This is a genomic window from Microbulbifer rhizosphaerae (assembly GCF_014191725.1).
Classification (GTDB): domain Bacteria; phylum Pseudomonadota; class Gammaproteobacteria; order Pseudomonadales; family Cellvibrionaceae; genus Microbulbifer; species Microbulbifer rhizosphaerae.
The window spans coordinates 89,844-112,093 of record NZ_JACHWZ010000012.1 but is presented as its reverse complement, the minus strand read 5'-3'; the positions used below and the strand labels follow the sequence as shown (position 1 = coordinate 112,093).

General features: G+C 60.6%; 23 protein-coding genes. 19 read left to right on the top strand and 4 right to left on the bottom strand.

Features of this window, described 5'->3' with window-relative positions; all coding sequences use genetic code 11:
- The first annotated feature begins 1 nt into the window (after position 1).
- The 8 genes from recR (at position 2) to FHS09_RS13620 (ending at position 6,094) form a co-directional block, all read left to right on the top strand.
- The gene (gene recR, locus FHS09_RS13655) at positions 2–607 is read left to right on the top strand and encodes a recombination mediator RecR (protein WP_183460804.1); all 606 of its coding nucleotides are present in this window, start codon (positions 2–4) and stop codon (positions 605–607) included.
- 8 nt (positions 608–615) lie between these two features.
- Positions 616–1,743 (top strand): ribonuclease D, encoded by a 1,128-nt coding sequence (gene rnd / locus FHS09_RS13650; RefSeq protein ID WP_183460802.1) that lies wholly within the window; start codon positions 616–618, stop codon positions 1,741–1,743.
- On the top strand, positions 1,740–2,027 hold the full coding sequence (locus tag FHS09_RS13645; RefSeq protein WP_183460800.1) for a YcgL domain-containing protein: 288 nt from the start codon (positions 1,740–1,742) through the stop codon (positions 2,025–2,027). Before rnd ends, FHS09_RS13645 begins: the two co-directional genes overlap by 4 nt.
- A 7-nt stretch (positions 2,028–2,034) precedes the next feature.
- Positions 2,035–2,487: a YcgN family cysteine cluster protein gene (locus FHS09_RS13640; RefSeq protein WP_343057485.1), complete on the top strand. Its 453-nt coding sequence runs from the start codon at positions 2,035–2,037 to the stop codon at positions 2,485–2,487.
- Positions 2,488–2,510: 23 nt separating this feature from the next.
- A complete protein-coding gene (locus FHS09_RS13635) occupies positions 2,511–2,891 on the top strand; it encodes a hypothetical protein (protein ID WP_183460797.1) in 381 nt (126 codons plus the stop codon).
- 215 nt (positions 2,892–3,106) lie between these two features.
- Positions 3,107–3,787, top strand: a complete 681-nt coding sequence (locus FHS09_RS13630; protein WP_183460795.1) for a YEATS-associated helix-containing protein — start codon at positions 3,107–3,109, stop codon at positions 3,785–3,787.
- A gap of 155 nt (positions 3,788–3,942) precedes the next feature.
- Positions 3,943–4,788 (top strand): AAA family ATPase, encoded by an 846-nt coding sequence (locus FHS09_RS13625; RefSeq protein ID WP_183460793.1) that lies wholly within the window; start codon positions 3,943–3,945, stop codon positions 4,786–4,788.
- Positions 4,789–4,912: 124 nt separating this feature from the next.
- Positions 4,913–6,094, top strand: coding sequence for a vWA domain-containing protein (locus tag FHS09_RS13620; RefSeq protein ID WP_183460791.1), 1,182 nt, complete (start codon positions 4,913–4,915; stop codon positions 6,092–6,094).
- Between the two features lie 35 nt (positions 6,095–6,129).
- On the opposite strand, the gene FHS09_RS13615 is transcribed toward FHS09_RS13620, so the two are convergent.
- From FHS09_RS13615 to FHS09_RS13600, 4 genes are all read right to left on the bottom strand, one after another.
- Entirely contained in the window at positions 6,130–6,507 is a 378-nt protein-coding gene (locus FHS09_RS13615) for a SirB2 family protein (protein WP_183460789.1), read from the bottom strand.
- 13 nt (positions 6,508–6,520) lie between these two features.
- A complete protein-coding gene (locus FHS09_RS13610) occupies positions 6,521–7,540 on the bottom strand; it encodes a hypothetical protein (RefSeq protein ID WP_183460787.1) in 1,020 nt (339 codons plus the stop codon).
- 155 nt (positions 7,541–7,695) lie between these two features.
- Positions 7,696–8,490 carry an outer membrane lipoprotein-sorting protein gene (locus FHS09_RS13605; protein ID WP_183460785.1) on the bottom strand — a complete coding sequence of 265 codons (795 nt, stop codon included), beginning with the start codon at positions 8,488–8,490 and terminating at the stop codon, positions 7,696–7,698.
- Positions 8,459–10,762, bottom strand: coding sequence for an efflux RND transporter permease subunit (locus FHS09_RS13600; protein WP_183460783.1), 2,304 nt, complete (start codon positions 10,760–10,762; stop codon positions 8,459–8,461). The genes FHS09_RS13605 and FHS09_RS13600 overlap by 32 nt, the downstream gene beginning before the upstream one ends.
- A 340-nt stretch (positions 10,763–11,102) precedes the next feature.
- Between FHS09_RS13600 and FHS09_RS13595 the strand changes: the two genes are divergently transcribed.
- The 11 genes from FHS09_RS13595 to FHS09_RS13545 all read left to right on the top strand — a co-directional run bounded on the left by FHS09_RS13595 (position 11,103) and on the right by FHS09_RS13545 (position 22,222).
- Complete coding sequence (locus tag FHS09_RS13595) at positions 11,103–11,807, top strand: TetR/AcrR family transcriptional regulator (protein ID WP_183460781.1); 705 nt, start codon at positions 11,103–11,105, stop codon at positions 11,805–11,807.
- A gap of 275 nt (positions 11,808–12,082) precedes the next feature.
- On the top strand, positions 12,083–13,237 hold the full coding sequence (locus tag FHS09_RS13590; RefSeq protein ID WP_183460780.1) for an MBL fold metallo-hydrolase: 1,155 nt from the start codon (positions 12,083–12,085) through the stop codon (positions 13,235–13,237).
- Positions 13,218–13,841 (top strand): thermostable hemolysin, encoded by a 624-nt coding sequence (locus FHS09_RS13585; RefSeq protein WP_183460779.1) that lies wholly within the window; start codon positions 13,218–13,220, stop codon positions 13,839–13,841. Before FHS09_RS13590 ends, FHS09_RS13585 begins: the two co-directional genes overlap by 20 nt.
- Positions 13,838–15,415 (top strand): AMP-binding protein, encoded by a 1,578-nt coding sequence (locus FHS09_RS13580; RefSeq protein ID WP_183460778.1) that lies wholly within the window; start codon positions 13,838–13,840, stop codon positions 15,413–15,415. The genes FHS09_RS13585 and FHS09_RS13580 overlap by 4 nt, the downstream gene beginning before the upstream one ends.
- Complete coding sequence (locus tag FHS09_RS13575; protein ID WP_183460777.1) at positions 15,409–16,302, top strand: TauD/TfdA family dioxygenase; 894 nt, start codon at positions 15,409–15,411, stop codon at positions 16,300–16,302. The genes FHS09_RS13580 and FHS09_RS13575 overlap by 7 nt, the downstream gene beginning before the upstream one ends.
- A gap of 24 nt (positions 16,303–16,326) precedes the next feature.
- Positions 16,327–16,674 carry a darcynin family protein gene (locus FHS09_RS13570; protein ID WP_183460776.1) on the top strand — a complete coding sequence of 116 codons (348 nt, stop codon included), beginning with the start codon at positions 16,327–16,329 and terminating at the stop codon, positions 16,672–16,674.
- Positions 16,671–17,579, top strand: a complete 909-nt coding sequence (locus tag FHS09_RS13565; RefSeq protein ID WP_183460775.1) for a diiron oxygenase — start codon at positions 16,671–16,673, stop codon at positions 17,577–17,579. The genes FHS09_RS13570 and FHS09_RS13565 overlap by 4 nt, the downstream gene beginning before the upstream one ends.
- Before the next feature lie 11 nt (positions 17,580–17,590).
- Entirely contained in the window at positions 17,591–19,006 is a 1,416-nt protein-coding gene (locus FHS09_RS13560) for an MFS transporter (RefSeq protein ID WP_183460773.1), read from the top strand.
- Positions 19,006–19,569, top strand: a complete 564-nt coding sequence (locus FHS09_RS13555; protein WP_183460771.1) for an NAD(P)H-dependent oxidoreductase — start codon at positions 19,006–19,008, stop codon at positions 19,567–19,569. The genes FHS09_RS13560 and FHS09_RS13555 overlap by 1 nt, the downstream gene beginning before the upstream one ends.
- Before the next feature lie 71 nt (positions 19,570–19,640).
- Positions 19,641–20,876 carry an aminotransferase class III-fold pyridoxal phosphate-dependent enzyme gene (locus FHS09_RS13550; protein ID WP_183460769.1) on the top strand — a complete coding sequence of 412 codons (1,236 nt, stop codon included), beginning with the start codon at positions 19,641–19,643 and terminating at the stop codon, positions 20,874–20,876.
- On the top strand, positions 20,876–22,222 hold the full coding sequence (locus tag FHS09_RS13545; RefSeq protein ID WP_183460767.1) for an aspartate aminotransferase family protein: 1,347 nt from the start codon (positions 20,876–20,878) through the stop codon (positions 22,220–22,222). The genes FHS09_RS13550 and FHS09_RS13545 overlap by 1 nt, the downstream gene beginning before the upstream one ends.
- Positions 22,223–22,250 lie beyond the last annotated feature (28 nt).

Genomic DNA, 22,250 nt, shown 5'->3' with positions numbered 1-22,250 from the left:
TATGTTTAGCCCCCTGATCGAAGACCTGATACGCGCGCTGCGCTGCCTCCCCGGCGTGGGCCCCAAGTCGGCGCAGCGCATGGCGATGTACCTGCTGGAGAAAGACCGCGACGCCGCCGGACTGCTGGCCGCTACCCTGGAGCTGGCGGTGCAGAAAATCGGCCGCTGCGGCCTGTGCCGAACCCTGACCGAAGAGGATGTCTGCAGCCTCTGCAACAATAGCCGGCGCGACGAGAAATCCCTGTGCGTGGTGGAAACACCGGCGGATGTGCTCGCCATCGAACAGGCGGGCAACTACCACGGACGCTATTTTGTGCTGCACGGCCACCTGTCGCCTATCGATGGTGTGGGTCCCGCCGATCTCGGTATCGACCTTCTGGAACGGCGCCTCGCGGACGAACCTGTCGGAGAACTGATTATCGCCACCAATCCCACGGTTGAGGGAGAGGCCACCGCCCAGTTTATCGCCGAGCGCGCTCGCGCCTGCGGTGTGGCAGTGAGCCGTATCGCGCACGGTGTGCCCATCGGCGGTGAACTGGAATATATCGACGGCGGCACCCTGGCCCACGCTTTCAATAGCCGCACAGCTTTTTATACGGGCGGCTGAGGACATTGATGGAAATCGACACGACCCCCGTCTGGATCGACAGCAGCGAGCGGCTGGCGGAGCTCTGTGCCCGCTGGCGCGGCCAGAATGCCGTGGCCCTGGACACCGAATTTATGCGCAGCCGCACCTTCTATCCGCAGCCGGCGCTGGTGCAGGTGGGTGATGGCGAGCACTGTTACCTGATCGACAACCTCGCCATCGACGATCTTCAGCCGCTGCGCGAACTGTTGCTGGACACCTCGGTGACCAAGATCATGCACTCCTGCAGCGAGGACCTGGAAACCCTTGAACGGCTACTGGGCGCGGTGCCGGCCCCGATCTTCGATACCCAGATCGCCGCCGCCCTCACCGGCATGAAGGCCGGGCTCGGTTACGCGGCAACGGTGAGCCAGCTGCTCAACATCGAACTGCCCAAAAGCGAGACCCGCTCCGACTGGCTGCAGCGCCCGCTCAGCGAGGCCCAGAAAATCTACGCCGCCCTGGACGTGGCCTGGCTGCCGCTGGTGTACGGCGTGTTGGTCAAACGTCTCCGTGAGTTGGGGCGTACGGATTGGCTGCAGGAGGACTGTGCTGCCCTGGTGACCGCTGCACGCAACCCGCCGCCGCCGGAACTCTATTATCAAAAGGTCAAGGGCGCCTGGCGCCTGCGCGGCATGCAACTGGCCGCGCTGCAGGATATCTGTGCCTGGCGCGAGCGTGAGGCGCGCCTGCAGGACCTGCCGCGCAACCACCTGTTGAAGGAGCACGTCTGCCTGAACCTGGCGCAGAAACTGCCGGGCAACACCATCGGCCTGACCCAGGCCGGGCTGGAAGGGCGCGCCCTGCGCCAGTTGGGTGACACGCTGTTACAGATAATCGACCGCGCTGCCGGGCGCGAAGATCCGCCGCCGTCGCTGCCGCAGCCTCTCAGTCGCAGCGAGGGCGAGCACCTGAAACTGCTGCGCCAGCGGGTGAGTGAAATCGCCGAAGAGAAATCGCTGCCGGTGGAAATACTGGTGCGTAAGAAAGAGCTGGAACACCTGGTACAGTCGCCGCAACCGGAATTGCAGGGTCGCCTGCGCGGCTGGCGCGAGCAGGTGATCGGCCGGGCCCTGCTCGACACGCTTTGCGCTGCGCGAGAGGATGCTGTGAAATGAAAACCCTGTGTGATATCTACCGCAGCCCGCGCGAAGAGGAAATGTATCTCTACGTGGACAAGCGCGAGGGTACCCGGCGGGTGCCGGAAAAACTGCTGGGGCTTTTTGGCGAGCCCAAGCACCTGGTGACCCTGGTGCTCACCCCGGAGAGAAAGCTGGCCCGCGCCGAGGCTGCCAGGGTGCTCAGTGAAATCCGCGAGCGGGGCTATTATTTGCAGATGCCACCCGCCGCCGAGAGTGAAATGAGCGCTATCGCCGCACAGAACAGCAAGTTGCAGCGTTGAAAACGCCGTGAACGAGTCACCTTTCTGGCAGCGCAAAGCCCTTGCGCAGATGAGCGAAGCGGAGTGGGAATCCCTCTGCGACCGCTGTGGCCGCTGCTGCCTGCACCGTCTGGAAGACGAGGATACCGGCGAAATCCACACCACCAGCATTGCCTGCCGGCTGCTGGACACGGATTCCTGCCGCTGTAGCGATTACCCGCGACGAAAGCGCCGGGTGCCGGACTGCATTCAGCTGCGCGCGCGGGATGTGACCGACTTCCACTGGCTGCCCGCCACCTGCGCCTACCGCTCCCTGGCCGAGGGGCGGCCGCTGGCGGACTGGCACCCACTGGTCTCCGGGCGCTCGGAGTCGGTGCACGAGGCGGGCATTTCCGTGCGCGGCCGCGTCATCAGCGAAGAGCTGGTGCACCCGGACGATTTCGAGGAGCATATCGTCACCTGGATAGGCGACACCGATTAACCACTGGATAAGAAAACAAGAGAATGGCGGAAGAGTATCGAATTGCCTGGATGATCTACGGCGGGGGGACCCTGGTGCTGCTGGCGGCTGGCTGGTGGTTTATGCGCAACTGGAGTTGGGCCTGGCTGCGCTACTCGCTGCTGCTGCTGGGTGCGACGGTGCTGCTGGCGCCAGCGCGAACCGGCGCGCCGGAGACCCCACCGATGCCGGTGTTGCCGTTGTTTGTCTACCAGACCCTGTTCGAAGAGGAGGGTGCGGCGCCGGAGGTGACGGCAACCCTGGTCTTCGCCGGCGGCGGCGCCCTCGCCCTGCTGGCGATCTGGGGGCTGGCAGCCTTATATTTGGGCCACCGCCGCGAGCAGCGGCGACAGTTTGAAGACGACCCTTTTTTCAATGAACAGTGAGATGCTGCCCACTGTGAGTGACTATTGGTCCATGACCATTCATTGATAGCTGGGCACTGATCGCTGGGCCAAAGGCGCCCTTTCCCCCTTCCGCCCGCACTTGATTCCCCGCCAACTGCTATATCTATAGAGCTGGCCCCGGCACCAGTCCGGGGCCAATCGCATTAGAAGAAGTGCCAGCAGATGCGTTGGCAGTGCATGGCAGAGGAACACGGATGCTCGACCATCTGCTTATTTTGACCGCGGTCATGCTGGTTTCCGGGATTCTCGGCGGCCTGGTGAACTATTACCAGATGCTGTTTACCGAGGAGGACCCGGCCGGGCTTGCGCGCTGCCTGATCATGGGGCTGTGCGGCGCATTGATGGTGCCTATCTTTCTCAAGTTCACCCAGAGCGACCTGCTGATCGAGATCCAGGGCGATCCCTCGCGACTGCTGATCTTTACCGGCTATTGCCTGCTGGCGGCCATCGCCTCCCGCATGTTCGTGTTCAACGCCGCGCGCCGTCAGCTGCGCGATGCCAGTATCGCCCGCGCGCGGGTGGAGAACCTGGAGCAGGAATTGCGCACCATGCAGCTGGAGATGATGCCGCTGCTGGAGCACGAGATAGAGGGCGATCCGGAGCAGGGGCCCACTCTGGACTTTAACCAGATCCGCAAACTGGACGACAACGCCCTGCAGGTGCTGGCCCTGCTCAACGGCGGTGGCTGCGTATTCCGCTCCCTGGCGGGCATGGTGCAGGACAGCGGTATGCAGACCAACTCAGTGGCGCGGGCGCTCAACAGCCTGGTGGTGCTGGAAATGGTGGGCAAGATCCACAGCCACCTGGGCATTCGCTGGTATATCACCGACAAGGGCCGCCAGGTGGTGCACCGGCGCAGCACGGCGGCGGCCTGACGCCCCGGCCTTCCCTCCTGGAACTCGGAGTTCCACTGCCTGCCGCAGGCCCGCCCAGCATTTCACCAGTGTCACTCAGCCTGACCGATTCCGCCTTTGGCTCCCCTCCCTCTATCCCTTAGTATTTGCCCCAGGGCAAATACTGGGGATCGACGATGAAATTTACCGGCACCGACAGCTATGTGGCCACCGAAGACCTGCAGATGGCGGTGAGCGCGGCGGTGGCGCTGCAGCGGCCGTTGCTGATCAAGGGCGAGCCGGGCACCGGCAAGACGTTGCTGGCGCAGGAGGTGGCGCAGAGCCTGGGGCTCCAACTGATCCAGTGGCATATCAAATCCACTACCAAGGCCCAGCAGGGGCTCTACGAGTATGATGCGGTATCGCGCCTGCGGGATTCCCAACTGGGGGTGGACAAGGTCCACGATATCCGCAATTACATCAAGCGCGGCAAGTTGTGGGATGCCTTCGCCGCGGAGGAGCGCGCAGTGCTGCTGATCGACGAGATCGACAAGGCGGATATCGAGTTTCCCAACGACCTGCTGGTGGAACTGGACCGCATGGAGTTCTTCGTCTATGAGACCGGCGAAACGGTAAAGGCCAGGCACCGCCCTGTGGTGATCATCACCTCCAACAACGAGAAGGAACTGCCGGACGCTTTCCTGCGCCGCTGCTTCTTCCACTACATCAGCTTCCCGGACCGCGACACCATGCACAAGATCGTCGACGTGCACTACCCGGGTATCAAGCGACAGCTGGTGGCGGAGGCGATGGATATCTTTTTCCAGCTGCGCGAAGTACCGGGTCTGAAGAAAAAACCTTCCACCTCCGAGTTGATCGACTGGCTGAAACTGCTGCTCGCCGATGATATTCCCGAGGAAGTACTGAAAAACCGCGACGGTAGCAGCGCGATTCCGCCGCTCTATGGCGCCCTGCTCAAGAACGAGCAGGATGTGCATATGCTGGAACGGCTGGCCTTTATGGCGCGCCGCGAGAACCGTTAACTTACTTCCGAAGCTCCCTGTAGGAGCCTGCTTGCAGGCGAAAGGCTACAGGGCTCCGAACTTTTCGCCTGCAAGTAGGCTCTCACAGGGCACCAGCATTTAACCGGCTGTATAGAAAATTATTATGCTGATTGGCTTTTTCCTGAACCTGCGCCGCTACAAGCTCCCAGTTTCCACCACCGAACTGCTGGCGCTGCTGGAAGCGCTGCAGCAGCGGCTGGCGTTCGCGGACCTCGAGGAATTCTACTTTCTCTCCCGCACCTGCTTGGTCAAGGACGAAAAGCACTTCGACAAGTTCGACCGCGCCTTCGACGCCTACTTCAAGGACCTGGAAACCCTCGACGATCTTCTCGAGCAGATGATCCCCGAGGAGTGGGTTCGCGCGGAGTTTCTCAAACAGTTGAACGAGGAGGAAAAGGCCAAAATTGAAAGCCTGGGCGGTCTGGAAAAGCTGCTGGAGGAATTCCGCAAGCGCCTGGAAGAACAGAAAAAACGCCACAGCGGCGGCAACCGCTGGATCGGCACCGGCGGCACCAGCCCTTTCGGCAACAGCGGCTATCATCCCGAGGGCATTCGCGTGGGCGGCAACAGCCGCAACCGTTCGGCGGCGAAGGTGTGGCAGAAACGCCAGTTCCGCAACCTGGACGACAGTATTTCCCTGGGCACGCGCAATATTCAGGTGGCGCTGCGCAAACTGCGCAAGTTCGCGCGCACTGGTGCGGCGGAGGAGCTGGACCTGGACGACACCATTTCTTCGACCGCACGCAACGCCGGCCTGCTGGATATCAGGATGGTTCCGGAGCGGCACAACGCGGTGAAGGTGCTGATTTTCTTCGACGTGGGCGGCTCCATGGACCCCTATGTGCGGGTGTGCGAGGAACTCTTCTCCGCCTGCCGCTCCGAGTTCAAACACCTGGAGTATTTTTACTTCCACAATTTCATCTACGAACATGTGTGGAAGGACAACCGGCGCCGCTATAGCGAGACCACCCCGCTGCTGGAAGTACTGCGCACCTACGGTAAGGATTACAGAGTGATTTTTGTCGGCGACGCCTCCATGGCGCCCTACGAGATCACCAGCCCCTACGGCAGCGTGGAGCATATGAACGAAGAGCCCGGTGCGGCCTGGATGGAAAGGGTGGCGGACACCTACGGCAAGCTGGTATGGCTCAACCCGGTGGGTGAGGAATACTGGCAGTACACGCCCACCATCGGACTCACCCGGCAGCTGGTGGGCGGGCAGATGTATCCGATGACCCTGGAGGGGCTGGATCGGGCCATCGCCTATCTGGTGAAGGGCAGATGACGCTCGGAGTGTTCGGTTCCCGGAAAAGGGGCCACTCAGAACGGCAGCGGATTACGGCTGCTGGCCACCGAAACAATATAGGTGAATACCGCCAGTCCGGCCAACCAGGCTCCGGCGCGCAGCGGCTTGTAGTAGCCGCTTCGCAGTGCCAACCATCCCAGAGCTACATAGCACAGCAGTGCAGTCACCTTGGCGCTTAGCCAAGGCTGCTGCAATGGCCACTGGCCGCTCAGGGTGGCCAGGGTGAGGGCGCTGGCAATAAGGACCGCGTCAATGCAGTGCGGCAGCACGCGGGTTGCCCGGTGATATAGAAGTCGAGAATTGGCAAACATCCAGGCTCCACGTAGCAGAAAGCCCACCAAGCTCAGGGTTGCAAAGCTGATATGCAAGGTTTTGATCAGACTGTAATCCATGAGAATCTCCCGATTAGAAGTGATATTCCGCAGTGAATTGAAGGAAATCGTCCCGGGTATAGGGGTGAAATGGATCGGCTTCGCCGGCGCTTTCGAATAGCCATAGGTCCAGGCCCAGACTCCAGTTGTCGCTCCAGCGGCGCTCACCCTCCAGTGTGAGATATCGACTGTCGCCGGCCTGAAAGTCCTGGCTGATGCCCAATAGCAGACTGCTGCCAGCAATATCGTTGAATGACCAGCGAACGCCCGCGAACAGATCGCGCTGGTAAGGCTCCGTGCTGTTATCGCCGCGACTGTCGTGGCTGTATTCCAGTAACCAGCCGAGATCGCTGCTGGTGCCCACGATACCTGCCCGGGTGTACTCAAAACCACCGGTGTAACTCAGGTAGTGTTCGCCGGGGGTGTGCCGGTAGACCGCATCCAGTTTCCAGAGCCAATTGCCCCGCGGCGCCTGCAGGTCCAGGCCCAACTGCTGCAGTGGTTCGTAAATGGCGACCAGGCCGTCATTGCGCGCTTCGAAACGCGGTGTCCGGTTGACGCCGTCAAACCAGCTCAGACCCACATCGACATCCCGCCAAGTACCGCTCCAGCGCAGAGCGTAATCCCATTGGGAGCGATTGGCTCCCGCTCGATAATCGGCGCCGTCGAGCACGGAGCGCTCTGCCCGCAGGCGACCCTCTACTCCGGGAAAGGTTCGTTCGCGGAAACCGGGCAGCAAAAAGAATTCCAGGCTGCTGTCCGCCAAATAATAGGTGAAATGCAGCATGGGTTGGCCCAGTTTGTCCTCTCCATCGGGCGCCTCCACCGCATCTGTTTGATTGACGATATCCACGCGATGTACCGACTCCGTCGCTCCCCAGAAGACCCGGGCGATGCCCAGGCGCATCTCCCAGTTATCGGCCAGGTGCTGCCAGTAAAGTTCGCGAAGGTCGCCGTGGCTGCGTTCGCCGTCAGCACTGTCGCCACGCACGAACAGAGTTGTCTTGAATCGCTCGTCGCCGTTCTGGTGGTAAAGTGATGCTTCGGCACTCATTGCCAAGCTATTATTTCTCTGTTGGGGCCACCTTGGGGCGTGGGGAAACCACCGGTATTCGAGTCCGAGCTTGACATCCTGTTCCAGCGCAAACCCGGCGCTGGTACCGAGCGCCGACAACCACAGTAGAAACCACCGGAGGAAAGTACGCACTGTCAGTGGGCTCTCTTGAGCGCACTCTTTTTAAAGTCGCGCTCGCTCAGCCCCGCATCCAATTTCAGCTGCTGCACGAGCATCTGAGTACTTTTGCCGGTCTGGTGATTTACCATTTCCAAGGTGTGGGCGCGCCAGAAGTGCTCCCCATGCCACTGGTAGTCGCTCAGAGACAGGGTTTTCAGCAGGCTGTCTTTGCGGTCGTAGTACTCGGTTTTCAGCAGCCGGTAATGGCTCTGGTCTATCCAGCTTACGCGGCGTTTGTAGCCGGAGAATTCGTAGTTGGGTATGCTTTCAACGACGAAACAGCGCTGGCCGGCAAAGGTCTCCTCGCCCACGAGGCGGAAAACGTACTTTTCCACTTCAAAGGAACTGAGGTCCTCGTAGGCGAATTCGCTGCCCATAAAGGGTCCCGATTTATTACGGGAGGCGATGCGCTTGACTCTTTGCAGCGCGGGTAGGAACAGCCATTGGTCATCGGGAGTGTCGATGTGCGCATAATTGAGAAAAGCAGTGCCTCGCACGTCTGCGGGTTGTTTAAAGAGAGTTAGCGATTTGTCGCCGTCGCCGGTCACTTCCAGGGTTCTGGTAACTATTTCTCGCGCGCTGGTATCGCCCGCAACATTGCGCAAAGTCATCCGATAGTGTACTTCGCTGGTGACCCAGCCACTGTCGCGGGCTTTACGTTCCCGGGCTATCTCAAGGCCCCGTTGGACGGGATCGCTCTGCGCCTGCGTCGACAGTGCCAGTGCCAGCAGGAACAGGTTAAGCAGTTTGTATTTTTTTTTCGGCAGCATGGTCGATGACTCCTCTGGCCTTGTCCAAATGGGTGAGAAGAGGGGGAAGCATTAGTAGGTCGATAAGCAGTGCAGCGAGGACGATCATCGCCGTCAGCAAGCCCATATTGGCATTGATGCGGAACGAAGAAGCGGTTAGTACCAAAAAGCCCGACGCCAGCACTGCCGTGGTAGTGATAAGGGCGGGACCTACAGAGGAGAAGCTGTAGCGGATTGCATCCTCGCTACTGCTGCCGCTCCGGCGTGCGCGGCGGTATTTGACAAGGAAGTGTACGGCGTCGTCGACTACGATACCGATCGTCATACTCGCTACAACGCTCAGGCCCAGGTTGATTTCGCCTTCGTAAATGGCCCAGAGCCCGAACCCGATGGCTGCCGGGACGAGCATGGCCGTCAGCGCCGCCAGGCCCAGGCGCCAGGAGCGCAACGGCACCATCAATAGCAACGCGATCAGCAACAGGGCGCACAGGGTCCCCATGACCATGCTGAACATATTGCGTTCGCTGATGTGGGCGAACATCAGGTTGGGGCTGGCCGCCGTCAGGGTGATGTCCGGGGCATTGTCCTGTATCCAGCGCCGGGCGCGCGTCTCGAAATCGACCAGTTGATTGCTGCCGATATTGGAGAAGGTGACGGTGATACGGGTGGCGGATTTGTCGATGTTGACCGAATTGGTCAGGTCGAGGCCGTAGGGCAAGGATAATTCATAGAGCAGCAGGTATTGCGCTGCGAGTTCCGAATTCCGTGGCAACCGGTACTCCACGGGGCGATCGCCGTGCATATTCATATTGAGGCGTTTCAAGGTGTCGCTGAGGGTGGAAACGTGGGCGACTTCAGGTTGTTCTCGCAACCAATCGGAAAAAGCATCGAGCTGCTGCAAGGCATCACTTCGGGTAAGGCCGCTTGGAACGCCGCTGTCGAACTGGAAGTCGATAAACACATAACCGCTCAGGTTTTCTTCCATAAAGTCCGCCGCCTGCCGAAAGGGCACTCGTTCGTCGAAGTAGCGCACCGCTACATCGTTGAGACGGTTCTGGGGCAACAGGGCGACGCAGGCCAAGCTGAACAGCAGGATGCCCGGCAGCAGGCGATTGCGATGCACCAACACCCACTCCGCCAGATGCTCCATTCGGTTGTCACCGCGGCTCGGGCGTGCGCGCAAAGGCAGCAGGCATAGCAATGCCGGCAGCAGGGTCAGGGAGAGGATGTAGGCGATGATCACTCCCAGTGCAACCAGGTTGCCCAGGTCCCTGAACGGGGGTACGTCGGAAAAATTGAAGGTTAAAAAGCCGAACACTGTGGTGGCAGTGGTCAGAAGCACCGGTGAAAGGTTGTGGGTCAAGCTATCGCCTATTGCGTCGCGTCTGCTCTGTCCCCTGGCCAAGGCTTGCTGCACGCCCGTAATGATATGCACGCAGTCGGCCACTGCGAGGGTCATTACGATCATTGGCACGTTGACGGTGGCGGCGGAGAGAAAATACCCCAGGTAGCCGGCTAGTCCGAGGGTAATCAGCCAGGATGCTATCACCACCGAGAAGGTGGCCAACATGGCGACCGTCGAGCGCAACGCCAGCGTCAGCACGAGCAGGATGACTGCCAGCATCAACGGTATCAGCGTCTGTATGTCCGCGCGCGACTCTTCGCTCAGGCTGTTGTTCAACATGACGATGCCGCTCAGGAAAAAATCCACATCGGCGTATTCATTCTCGAATCGGGCGACTAGCTTTCTTACCGAGCTTACGACTTCTTCCACTTCACGGGACTTGTTGATCTCCGGCAGCTGAATAGTGATATTGATTACCGCCACGTGTCCGCGGGGAGATACGAGGCGGCCCTTCAACAGCGGCTCGTTCAGCGCAATGCGGCGGATTCGGTCGGCCTGGGTTGTGGGAGGTAGTCCGGAGTCGGCTAGCAGGTCCCGTACCTGCAGGTCGTCGCCGTCAGCTTCGGTATGCTGGAAATTGGTAATGGAATCCACACGGGTGGAATAGGGCGTCTGCCAGGCGGCGTCGCTCACTGCCTTGAGTAGGGCCAAGTTGCCGGGAGTGAAGACATTCCCATTGCCAGGAGCAACTATGATGGCCACATTGTCGCTTTTGGCAAAAATGCGCTGCATGGACTCGAACTCCCGCAATTGGGGGTTATCTTCGCCAAAGAAGACCCGGTAGTCACTGCGGAAGTCCAATTTGCCCAGGCCGGGGGCCGTTGCGGCCAGCAGCAGGGCTATCGCTGAGACCACCAATCCGGGGTAAGCCAGAAGTCCGTATCGCATAGAGCCCCCATTTTGTGACACATTGTCAATAAAATGAAAAATTCGGTCTTGAATCCATCCGAATATGGTATTTTGATACCGCACTAGGATGATTTTTTAATTTAAATGACTAATCGTCAAGTTTTTCGGCCACTGTTGTATATCAATTCGCGTTTTTGGCGCCTTTTGCCGCCCGACGGAGGTTTATTGAGAGCCTGCTGCTCGTCCCTTGTTGTCGGCGCTCGAAGGGCTGGCCCAAATCACAGTCCCACACCCGGCCTGTTATTATGGCGGTGACCCCGGGATTGACGCGCAGATCGACAGATATACTGGGGCTGGACTGGCAGGTGGAAACTGATTGATGGCGACTTCAGAGCGAAAGGCACGGGAACTCAGGCAGCGGGAAGAGATGCTGCTGGATACAGCTCTGGAAATGCTGGAGAAGGACGGTTTCGCGACCATGACCATGGATAAGCTGGCGCGGAGGTCCGAATATTCCAAGGGGACTATCTATAACCACTTTGCCAGCAAGGAAGACCTGCTGACGGCGCTGTGTCTGCGCGGCTTTGATATCCAGTTGCAGCTCTATCGCAGTACTCGGGATTTCGAGGGCACCAGCCGGGAGAAAATGCTGGCGCTCTACTACGGCTATTACCTTTACGCCCGGCAGCATCCCACCCTGTTCATGTGCGTGTTGAGCGGCCAGTCGCCGAATGTGATCGAAAAGACCTCCCCCGAGCGCATTGCCATGAGGAGACAAAAGGAACGGGAGGTGGCCGCCATCTGTGACCGGGTCGTGGCCGAGGCGCTGGTCAACGGCGACATTCCCGCCGATCGTGAAAGGATCGTCGGCGAGCTGACCTTCGCCAACTGGGCCATAGCGTTCGGCACTACCGCATTGTTGCTCGCGGCCGAGCAGGCATACTCTATCGCCCGACTCGATCAGACCAGCAGCCTTCTTACCAATGCCGGCCTGGTAATGGATGGTATCGGTTGGCACCCCCTCAGTGATTCCTGGGACTACCGCCAGTCCTGGTCCCGCATCCAGAGCTTCTTCGGCGCCTGATCCGTCCTCTGCACCGATCACTTGTATAAATCCGACAGTTTGACGCGCAATTCTCTGTACAGCCTCATTGAGGGGTTGTATATTTTTTATGACTAATCGTCAAAAAAAGAATTATCGTCATATTTTGAAAGAAAAAACTCTCAATAAATAAATGGACCAAAAGCACCACTGCGGTGCCAGAGACACCGCAAGTGCCGATGTGAGCGGAAAACGTCAAGCGGTCATGCGACTTCTTTTGCGGGGTCGGTGACCTGGGCGACTCTTGGAGAGTGAAAATGGATTTTTTACGGAGGGGGAGGCTCCGGGGGCTGCGCGGTGAGGTCGCGCGCCCGCGGAGGCCCGATCATCATACCGGCACCGGATTTCGCAACAGCTATGGTGCCGCCAACAGCCACCAGGGCCTTTGGGCCTATCTGCGTATGCGATTGTCCGAGGGCGCCCTGCCGGAGGCCTGCAGTGATGGCGCGGCGCCGGACATTGCGTCGGACCGGGATGGCCTGGCCAGGCCATCCAGCGATTTCCAGGTTACCTGGCTCGGCCACGCGAGCACGCTTTTGCAACTGGGCGGCATCAACGTCCTCACCGACCCGGTGTTTGCCGAGCGGGCGTCTTTCCTCCGCTGGATGGGGCCGCGCCGCCGGAGGTCGGCACCTGTCGGCCTCGATGAACTGCCACCGATCGATTACGTGGTCATTTCCCACAACCATTACGACCATCTGGACGCAGAAGTGGTGGCGCGTCTCGGCAACCGCGTGCACTGGCTGGTCCCGCTCGGCCTGAAGCGCTGGTTTGCCGTCAAGGGAGTTTCGCGCGTGACGGAGCTGGACTGGTGGCAGAGTGAGAGCCGCAAGGGTATTCGCTTTACCGCCGCACCGGCGAAACACTGGTCGAGGCGGGGACTCTGGGATACCAATCGCACACTTTGGGCCTCCTGGGTCATTGAAAGCGGCGGCAAGACCCTATGGTTTGCCGGCGATACCGGCTACAGCAGGGAAATGATGTGCGACATCCGCCATCGGTTCGGCGCCTTTGATCTGGCCCTGTTGCCCATCGGCGCCTACGGCCCGCGGTGGTATATGAAGGAAAAGCATGCGGACCCCTTCGATGCGGTGGAAATGCACAGGGATCTGGATGCTGCGAAATCGGTGGCCATTCACTGGGGGACCTTCGTTCTCACTCACGAGCCTCCGGATGAGCCGCCCCGCCTACTTGCCCGGGCTCGTGAGCGCGGCGGTGTAGCGCCGGACGAATTCCACCTGCTGGCAATCGGCGAGACGCTGCCGATCGCGAAATCTGTCCAGCGGACCCGATCGGGCCCGCGCCCTGCTGTGCCGGGTGCTTCCTCTCGCTGTAAATTGGCCCGGCTGAAAACTGACCGAGTTGATATATCTACAAATGAGAGGGATCTCAATGCAAATCAAGCTGATTGATTCCAGCATGCGCGACTGGTCAGCGGCGGTGGCGCTGGTGAAAAATAAGTACCGGGCCCATTTCGATGCCGACATAGAACCCGCACCAGATTATTTTGCCGTCTACTACGACAGCTTCAACCAGGTGAAAGCCTGTGGCGGTATTACCGTGGCCAAGCCGGTGGAGTTCTTTTCAGAACAGTATCTCAACCTGCCGATCGAGATAATGCTCAGTGAAATAGAGCAGAAACCCATTTACCGCGACGACATAGTGGAAGTGGGTTCCCTGGCTTCTCTTTCCCGCCAGGCCGGCAGTGAATTGATGATGTTGATTCCACTGCTGGTGTGGTGCAAGGGCAAGAAATACATTCTGTGTACCGCCACTTCACAACTCTCACGCCTGCTGGCACGTCTGGGCATTCCCTTTGTGCCACTGCAACAGGCGTATGGAGAGCGCCTGCGCGGCGAAGACCCGCTCCGCTGGGGAAATTACTACCAGAATAAGCCGGCGACCGGCTATATCAACGTGTGCGAGATGAGCGGGATCTTCCTCGCCAACGCCGGGCGCTATGGCTTTCGCAACCTGGAAATTGATGTGTACCCGGAAGTAAGGAAAAGCGCGTGAAATTACTGGATCGAATCCTGGAGGTTGGCGCCGGGAACCCACGCTCAAAGGCGCTCTGCGTCCACGGCCCCGAAAGCGGCGATACACAGAGCCTCACTTACGGTGAATTTCTGGCGTCCGCGGCCGGGTTGGCAAAGCATCTGTTGCAATGGCGGATGCACGCGTCTCAGCCGCTGCGAGTGGGATTGATTGCCGGTAACTCCCCGGGCTGGGCAATTGCCGATTTGGCACTGCTGCTGGCGGGTATTACGGAAGTGCCGATTCCGCTGGCGTTCTCTCGCGAGCAGGCCGGCAACCTGCTGGATGCCTGTGATGCTTATCTGGTTGATGGGCGCGGTGTCAAAGCGCTCAAGCATTGGGGAATAACGCTCGATACCGATGCACCGGTGCTGGAGCTGAAGTTGGACGAGCTGATTCGAAACGGCAGCGGTTTGACACAGCTGCCGGTATTTGACCCCGAGTGCGACTGGATCTGCAAAATCATCCATACGTCGGGCACCACCAGCAATCCCAAAGGGGTGAAAATCCGCTATTTGGGGCTGTCTGCACTGATTGACTCGCTGATGTGTTGTGTCGGCCCCCACGACTACCAGCGCTACCTGTCCCTGGTGCCATTGAGCCTGCTTATCGAACAGGTAACGGCCCTTTACCTGCCGGCCTGCAGTGGTGGGCACACCGTGTTTCTGCCGCCGTCGATTCCGCTGCTCGGCTCTCGCGGCGTGAACGCGCGGGATTACCTCGGCTACATACGCAGAAACCGGCCTTCGGCACTGACCTTAACACCCGCTCTCGTCGAGAGCCTGGCGAGTGAAGTCGCAAATTCCAGCGAGAGCGGCGAAGCACTTATGCGGCGCGTGTTTGACCAGCCGAAATCGCCATCGATCGCCTGTGGCGGCGCGCCCACCGATCCCGGGTTGTTGGCGGCGCTGGCCGAGCGCGGGATTCCAGTCTACGAGGGGTACGGTCTCAGCGAAAACAGTTCCGTTGTCTGCTGGAACCACAATGGCGCCTATCGGGCGGGCACTGTCGGCAAGCCATTGTCCCACGTATCCATCAGGCTGTCCGAAGCGGGCGAGCTGCTGGTGCGCAGCAGTTCCCTTTTTGCCGGCTATACCACGGAAGATCCGTCCAGCTGTGTTCTCGATGAAGACGGTTGGCTGCATACCGGAGACCTGGCCGAAATCGATGCGGATGGCTTTGTACGCATTATCGGCCGCAGTAAGAACATCATCATTACTGCGAATGGCAGGAATCTCTGCCCGGAATGGGTCGAATCCAGTTACCGGTCACTGGAATTTGTCGAACACGCGGTTTTGTTCGGTAACGGGCTGGAGCGGGTACACGGATTTTTCGTCATCGACGATGAATTACCCCCCGCCATTGCCGAACACGAGTTGCGCCAATACGGCAAGTGCCGCTTGTCGGAGGTGGAACGCGTTGAAACATTTCATTTCATAGCCCGATCGGATCCCGCTGTGCAGCGGTTCTTCACGGTCACCGGACGGCCGCAACGGACCAAGTTGTGGTCCTACCTGAAATCGCAAATGGAAAATCGAAGGGAGGCAAAGTGTTAGCGATCAAAAATGTGCACGAAACCGTCGGCGGTGAAGTGGGCGCCCTGTTTGAAGGGGGTGACGTGCAACTGGACGAGCTCGAGCGCGAAGAGATCCTGGATATTCTGCAAACCTCCGGCTACATCCTGTTTCGCAGCTCCGATGTCGACATGCCGCGTTTTACCGCCATGGTCGAGCGTGTCAGCTCGCGCATCAGTTTGGACCCCGCCAGGAACTTCCACAGCAACGTCGCGCAAAAAGTGGATGCGGGAACCGATCCGGTAGGACTGCATTGCGAAAACGGCAACAGCCCCTTCTGGCCGGACCTGGCGTGGTTCTATTGCGAGCGGGCCGCGACCAGCGGATCGCAGACCACGGTTTGCGACGGGGAGCAGGTATGGGCTGCACTGGGTGATACCGCGCGGGAGATGTTCACACGGCACGACATCGTTTACAGCCGGCGAGTGAGCGAACAGCAGTGGAAGGATTACGTTTACCACAGCCGTGAGGGAAAACTGCCCCGCGCTGATATCACACTTGACCACTTGCGCGCCCTGATGAACGACACCAGCACGGCGACGATTGATCCGCTGGATGGCGGTGCCATTTGCTACAGGTTCCGGACTCCCGCGGCCCGCACAGGCCGGTTTTCCGGTCGCGTTGCTTTTGCCAACAGTATTCTCGGGCCATCGTACAACTACGAGGTTCCGGTTATCACCCTGGATAGCGGAGAGCCCATCCCCGCCGAAATCATGGCGGAGATCACTCAGGTCACCGGGGTGCTGACCAGCGAGGTGACCTGGAAGAACGGCGACCTGCTGCTAATCGACAACACGCGCGTCATGCACGGTCGCAGGGCGATAGTCGATACCCGGCGAACGATTTACAACGCGCTCAGCTATGTCTGAGAAAAGCCCCGAACGGAGACAACCATGCAGTACACCATTATCGTGACCTACCGTTTTTCCAACCTCTGGCTGCAACTGAGCCGTGAGGCGCGCAGGGATTTTCAGGGTACACACGTCCTTCCCTTGTTCGAAAAATATGCCGATAGCGTGCGGGTGCGATTTTTCGACGCGGAGGCTTTCGCAACCCACTACACGGACTTTGCGATTTTCGAAACCGAAGACCTGAAACATTACTACTTCCTGATCGAGGAGCTGCGCGACAGTCCGTTGCTGGCTCAGGGTTATGCCGAATTCAAGGACATTTTGATCGGCATCGAAGACGGCTATCAGGACTTCGACCGGGAAACCAGCGGAATGGAGGATCAGACATGATCAGCGAACTGCAGGACATCGCCACACGGGCACACATCGACACTATTCATCCCAATGCTTTGCCGTGGCCCGAGGCTTTCGATGATGCGGAGCGGGATTTCCTGTCCCGCCTGGCTTTCGGGGAGCCGGGACACGAAGAAAAAGCGGTGGTGTACATCACCAAGGAGCTGGCGCAACTAGCGGAGATTGAGAAGCACGTTACCGGCGTTCTGTCGATCGTTCTGTCCGAACTACAGCGCGAGCCGGCGACGGGATTGAATGCGGGACATACATTGCATCATGCACTGTCCTGCTTCGCCGCGGAGGAGTTGCACCACGCCAATATGTTCTACCTCTACGTGCGGTTGCTGAGCGGACGGGATTTCAAATATCCGGAAAACCTGTACGCCCAGCGGGTCGGTCTGTACCAGAGCGACGAATCCCCCTGGGTGAAACTGGCAGCGCTCTGTTGTTCGGCCTACATCGGAGAATCGGTAATCACCGTGTTTGAACGCCGCTGCAGGGCCCTGGACCCGGAGCAGCGATTTTTCTTTACCCAGCTGCTGGTTGCGCACGGGCTGGACGAGGCGCGGCACATCAAGGTGGATCACTTTGTATTCGACCACGTCATTCCCGCGCTGAACTCCGCCGAACAGCGTCGCATGCGCCAGATACTACACGCCACCGAAGACCTGAATACCGAATTGGCGATCCGTTTTGCGGCTTACGCCAAAGACTTTTTCAGCTGCGATTACACCGGGGGCAACAGGGCCAACGAGATCCAGATGCAGCTCACCGCCGCATTTCGCGAGTTGGTGTTCGGCGGCGAGATAATTCGCAAGGTCGACGACGCAATGAACGATGAACACCGCCAACTGTTGGCGGCGTTTTGTAGCGAAACCCGCGTACACGGCGCGGTTGCCTAGGAGAGGACACTATGCGCCAGAATATCGATGCGCCCACGCCGGGCGCGGGTAGCCGGCGGCGATGGGCGACTGCGGCAGTCTTGCTGTCGCTGTTTCTCGCCGCCATGGACAGTACCATCGTAGGTACCCTATTGCCGGTGATCAGTGGGGAATTCACCCGCCCGGCTCTCTATCCCTGGGTGATGTCGGCTTTTATCTACTGTTCGGTCGTTGCCGCCGCCATGGGCGGCACCCTGGCCGATCGCTTGGGAGAAAAGCGCCTGCTGCTCGCCGCCCTGTTGCTCTTCCTCGCCGGCATGGTGGCGGCCGCCCTGGCTGCCGACATGCCGCAGCTGATTGCCGCGCGCGCCGCGCAGGGCGCGGGAGCGGGGTTGATCATGGTCCTCAGCTACACCCTGGTAGGCCGCCTGTTCGGACCCGGAGCGCGGGGGCGGATGCAGGGGCTACTCAGCGGAATATGGGGGCTCGCGGCCATTGCCGGGCCATTGCTCGGCGGACTCGTCCACGAACTGCTGGGCTGGCGCTGGGTATTTTTCCTCAATGTGCCGCTGATTCTGGTGGCGGCGGTGCTGATCGCGGCCACCTGCCCCGCCGGCGACAAGCGGGGCACCTCGGTCTCCTCTCCTTTGCACCTGCCGGCATTGGCGAGTTTCTGCCTGTTGGTGGCCGTATTGCTGACCGCCATCATGCTGCCGGCCATGGGCGTGAAGGGCGGCCTGCCGTGGCTGCTGGCGGCGTTGCCCCTGCTGGGAGCAGTTTACTGGCACAACGTGGCGGCGAAGCCCGCCGCAGATGTGTTGCCGCGGGCATTTTTCACCGAGCCCCACCTGCGCGCGGCCGCGCTGCTGACGGCGCTCGCCGCCGTGGCCCTTTACGGCTCGGTGACGCTCCTGCCGCTGTACCTCGCCGCTGTTTCCCGCGGTGCCACCCTGACTTCCGGCAGCCTCGTGCTGGCGGCGGCTCTCGGTTGGGTGCTGGGCTCCGCACTGTGCGGTGCTTTGCTGGTCCGGACCGGCTACCGGACCGCCGCACTTTGCGGTGCGGTGCTGCTGGCCGCGGGTGCGGCGGTATTGGCCTTCGCGCCGCCCACAGTGTCGCTGTGGCAGTTGGTTCTGGCACAGGTGGCAATCGGGCTGGGCATCGGTTGCGCCGCCACCACCACCCTGGTGCTGGTGCAGAACTCTGCCGCTGCCGAACACCTCGGTCGTTATACCTCCGCCGTCCAGTTGTTCCGCAACCTGGGCGCTGCCATCGGCATTAACACCCTGGCGGCCATTCACCTTGTGCAGGCCGGCCACGGCGGGGATGCGGCCGGGGCCTTCCAAAACAGTTTCAGCGTGCTCTTTGCCCTGACGGTGGTGGCGCTGCTGTGCGCCACGGGCCTGCCGGGCAGGGCACGGGTGCGCGCGGCAATGGAGGCGGCGTAATGAATGTGCTGATTATCAATGCCAATCCGAAGCGCGACAGTTTTTGTCACTCCCTGGCCAGCGCCTACGCGAGCGGCTGTGCCGTCAGGGGATACCGTGTCGAGCGAATTGACTTGGGAGAGCTGAACTTCGATCCGGTGCTGCGGGAGGGTTACGGCGGGCAGCCTCTGGAACCGGACATGGAGCGGTTGCAGTCGTCCATTCAATGGGCGGACCACCTGGCTTTCGTCTACCCGAACTGGTGGGGCGTGATGCCGGCTCTGCTCAAGGGAGCCCTGGACCGTGCAATGACGCCGGGGTTCGCCTTCCGGTTTGACAACGGTGCGGTGGAAAGCCTGCTGAACAACAAGAGCGCGTCACTGTTGATCACCATGGATGTCCCCATCTGGCTGCACCGCTTCGTGCACCGCAGCCGCGGTACCAAGTTGATGCGCGACAATGTGCTCAAGTTTTGCGGCATCCGCGCCAGACAGACCTGTTACTTCGGTCCACTACACAATTCCTGCGCGGAAAAGCGCAAGCGTTGGCTGGACAAGGCACACCGTCTGGGACGGGCCGCCTGAGTGTTCCAAGGGTGCAATTTAATTTTTTGAAGATTGGTTGCGGGAAAGCTACTCGGAAAAAAGGGAAAAGTATGAATACAGCGAGTTATTCCGAATTGCCGGCGATGTTCCAACGCCACGCACCGCCCTATCTGGCGGAGCGGGCCACTGGCGACGTGGTGGTTTCTGCCGAGGGCGCCAGCCTGCATCTAGCCGACGGGCGCACATTGCTGGACGCGGCGTCCGGCGGTTTCGGCTACGGCGTGTCGCCGGTGGTCGAAGCGGTACAGGCGCAACTGCGCAGACTGCCGCTGTCGAACCGCGTGCTGATCAGCCGCACCCTGGCGGAACTGGTGGTGGAACTCGACAAATTGTGTCCCACACCCCTGTCGGTCTCCTATGTGTGCAATTCCGGCGACGAGGCCTTCGAGGGTGCCCTCAAGCTGGCCAAAGGGCTCAATCCGCGGCGAAACCGGTTGCTGGTGGTGGCCGGCAGCCGACCCGGCAGCCTTAGTTACGGCACCTTGCTGGCCGGTATCGGGGCGGGCTACCTGGATGCCCTCGGAATGGAGGTGGTGCCGATCCGGCCCAACGACAGTGCGTCCCTGGCCGGCAGCCTGGATCGGAGCACACTGGCGGTCGTCTACGAACCGGTGATTCGGGAGCGCGGGCTCTGCCGGCTGGAAGCGGCCTTTCTCACCGAGATGCGCCGCGGTTGCGATACCCACGGCTGCCTGATGATTGCCTCGGAGCTGCACACGGGGCTCGGTTTCGCCGGCACACCCCTCGGTATTTCGCTCACCGGCGTGGTGCCGGATGCGCTGGTGCTGGGTGACGCGCTGGGCGGTGGCCAGATTGGTGTCGGTGTCTATGTCACCAGCAAGGCGATCAACGACGCGGTATACGGCGGGCGCAATCCGTCACTGCACGGCAGCACCACCGGCGGCAATCCGGCGAGTTGTGTCGCCGCTACGGTCGCGCTGCGTCACTTGGCGCGGGAGCGGATTGCGCAACGGCAGGAGGGCCTGGGCCGTGCCTTCACCGAGCGGTTCGCTTCCCGCGCCGCAAACCCGGAATCCCTCATCCGCAACTATCAGGTTTGCGGGGGGCTCGTGTCCGTGGAATTGCCGGGTCCCGCTCCGGCCGATCGCCTTTGGCGGGAGTGCCTGGGGGCGGGGCTGCTGTTGCAGCGGCCGCGGGATCGCTGGTTGTACCTGGCGCCGCCGTTGACAGTGAGCGAGCGGGAATGGGAGCAGGTGCTGCAACGGTTGCAGCGGGGATGCGAGCGAGCCGGCTGTGAACCGGCGGCGCTCCGGGAGGTGGTGTGATGAACCGGCTGCAGGTGATCGACTGCTGCGACAAGCACTGGAACCCGACGGCGGCGACCCTCTACCACATGTCCCACAGGACCATCGAGCACCGCGCCGAGGGCAGTTGGATCGAGGATGAGGAGGGCAACCGCTTTCTCGACTTCGCCTGCAGTTACGGCGTATTCATCGTCGGGCACGCCAATCCCCATGTGCAGGCGGCGGCCTGCGACCAGTTGGCTCGCATCGCAACGCTGCCTTACGGGATGATGGAGCCGAGTCAGGTCGGATTGATGCAACGGCTTGCGAGGATGTTGCCGGGCGATCTCAACCGCGTGTGGTTGACGAATTCGGGGGCGGAGGCGTGCGAGATAGCCCTGCGCGCCGTTCTCGCGGCCCGCGCGCCGCGCCGGCGTATTATCGTGGCGCGAGACTCCTACCACGGCAAAACCCTGGGCGCGCTCAATATCCTGGGGCAACACAATCACCGAAATCCCTTCGACCCGCTGATGCGCCAGGTCGACTTCGTCCCCTACGGCGATCTCGCCGCCCTGAGCGATGCCATGGATAGCGACGTCGCCGCGGTATTCCTGGAGCCGGTGCTCGGCGGCCCCTATCTACAGGTGCCCGTCTCGGGCTACGTCAAACAGGTGGAGCTGCTGTGCAGGGAGCACGGTGCGCTTTTCGTGGCCGACGAAATCCAGACGGCGTTCGGGCGTGCCGGTCGCATGTTCGCCATCGAATACGATGCGGCGCAACCGGACATCATCCTGCTTTCCAAGGGCATGACCGGCGGCCATGCGGCAATTGCCGCGACGGTGATGAGCGACCGCCTGTACGAAACCCTGACCGGCCTGTCGGACTTCGACGCGGACTACCTGGCGAGCGGTGCCGGCGCCTCGCCCTTCGCTTGCGCCACGGCGCTGGCCTCACTCGATTTTATCGAGCGGGAGAATTTGCCCGAGCGCGCGCAGCGCCTGGGCGTGCGCCTGATTTCGGGGCTGCGGCGCCTGGCCCGGCAATATCCGGCGTTGATTGAAGAAGCGCCCGGTATCGGGCTTATGACCGGGCTCAAGGTCAGGAATCCGGCGGTGGAATCGGCCATCACTATGGTAATGGGGCGCCACGGCATCCATCTGGGCCATTCGATGAACGAGTCCGCCGACCACCCGGTGCTGCGTTTCTATCCGCCGTTGACAGTCACCGAGGGGGAGATAGAACTGTGCCTCGATAAGCTGGCCGCCAGCCTGGAACAGATTGGCAGTCGCCCGGTGAAACTGTTCGACTGCCTTAACCTGCTGGTGCGGCGCCAGTACCGCTTGCCGCGCTGGTTTGTCTACCGCCTCACCGGCGTCAAACAGACCTGAGCCCAGCCAGTGCCAGCAGCCATTTATC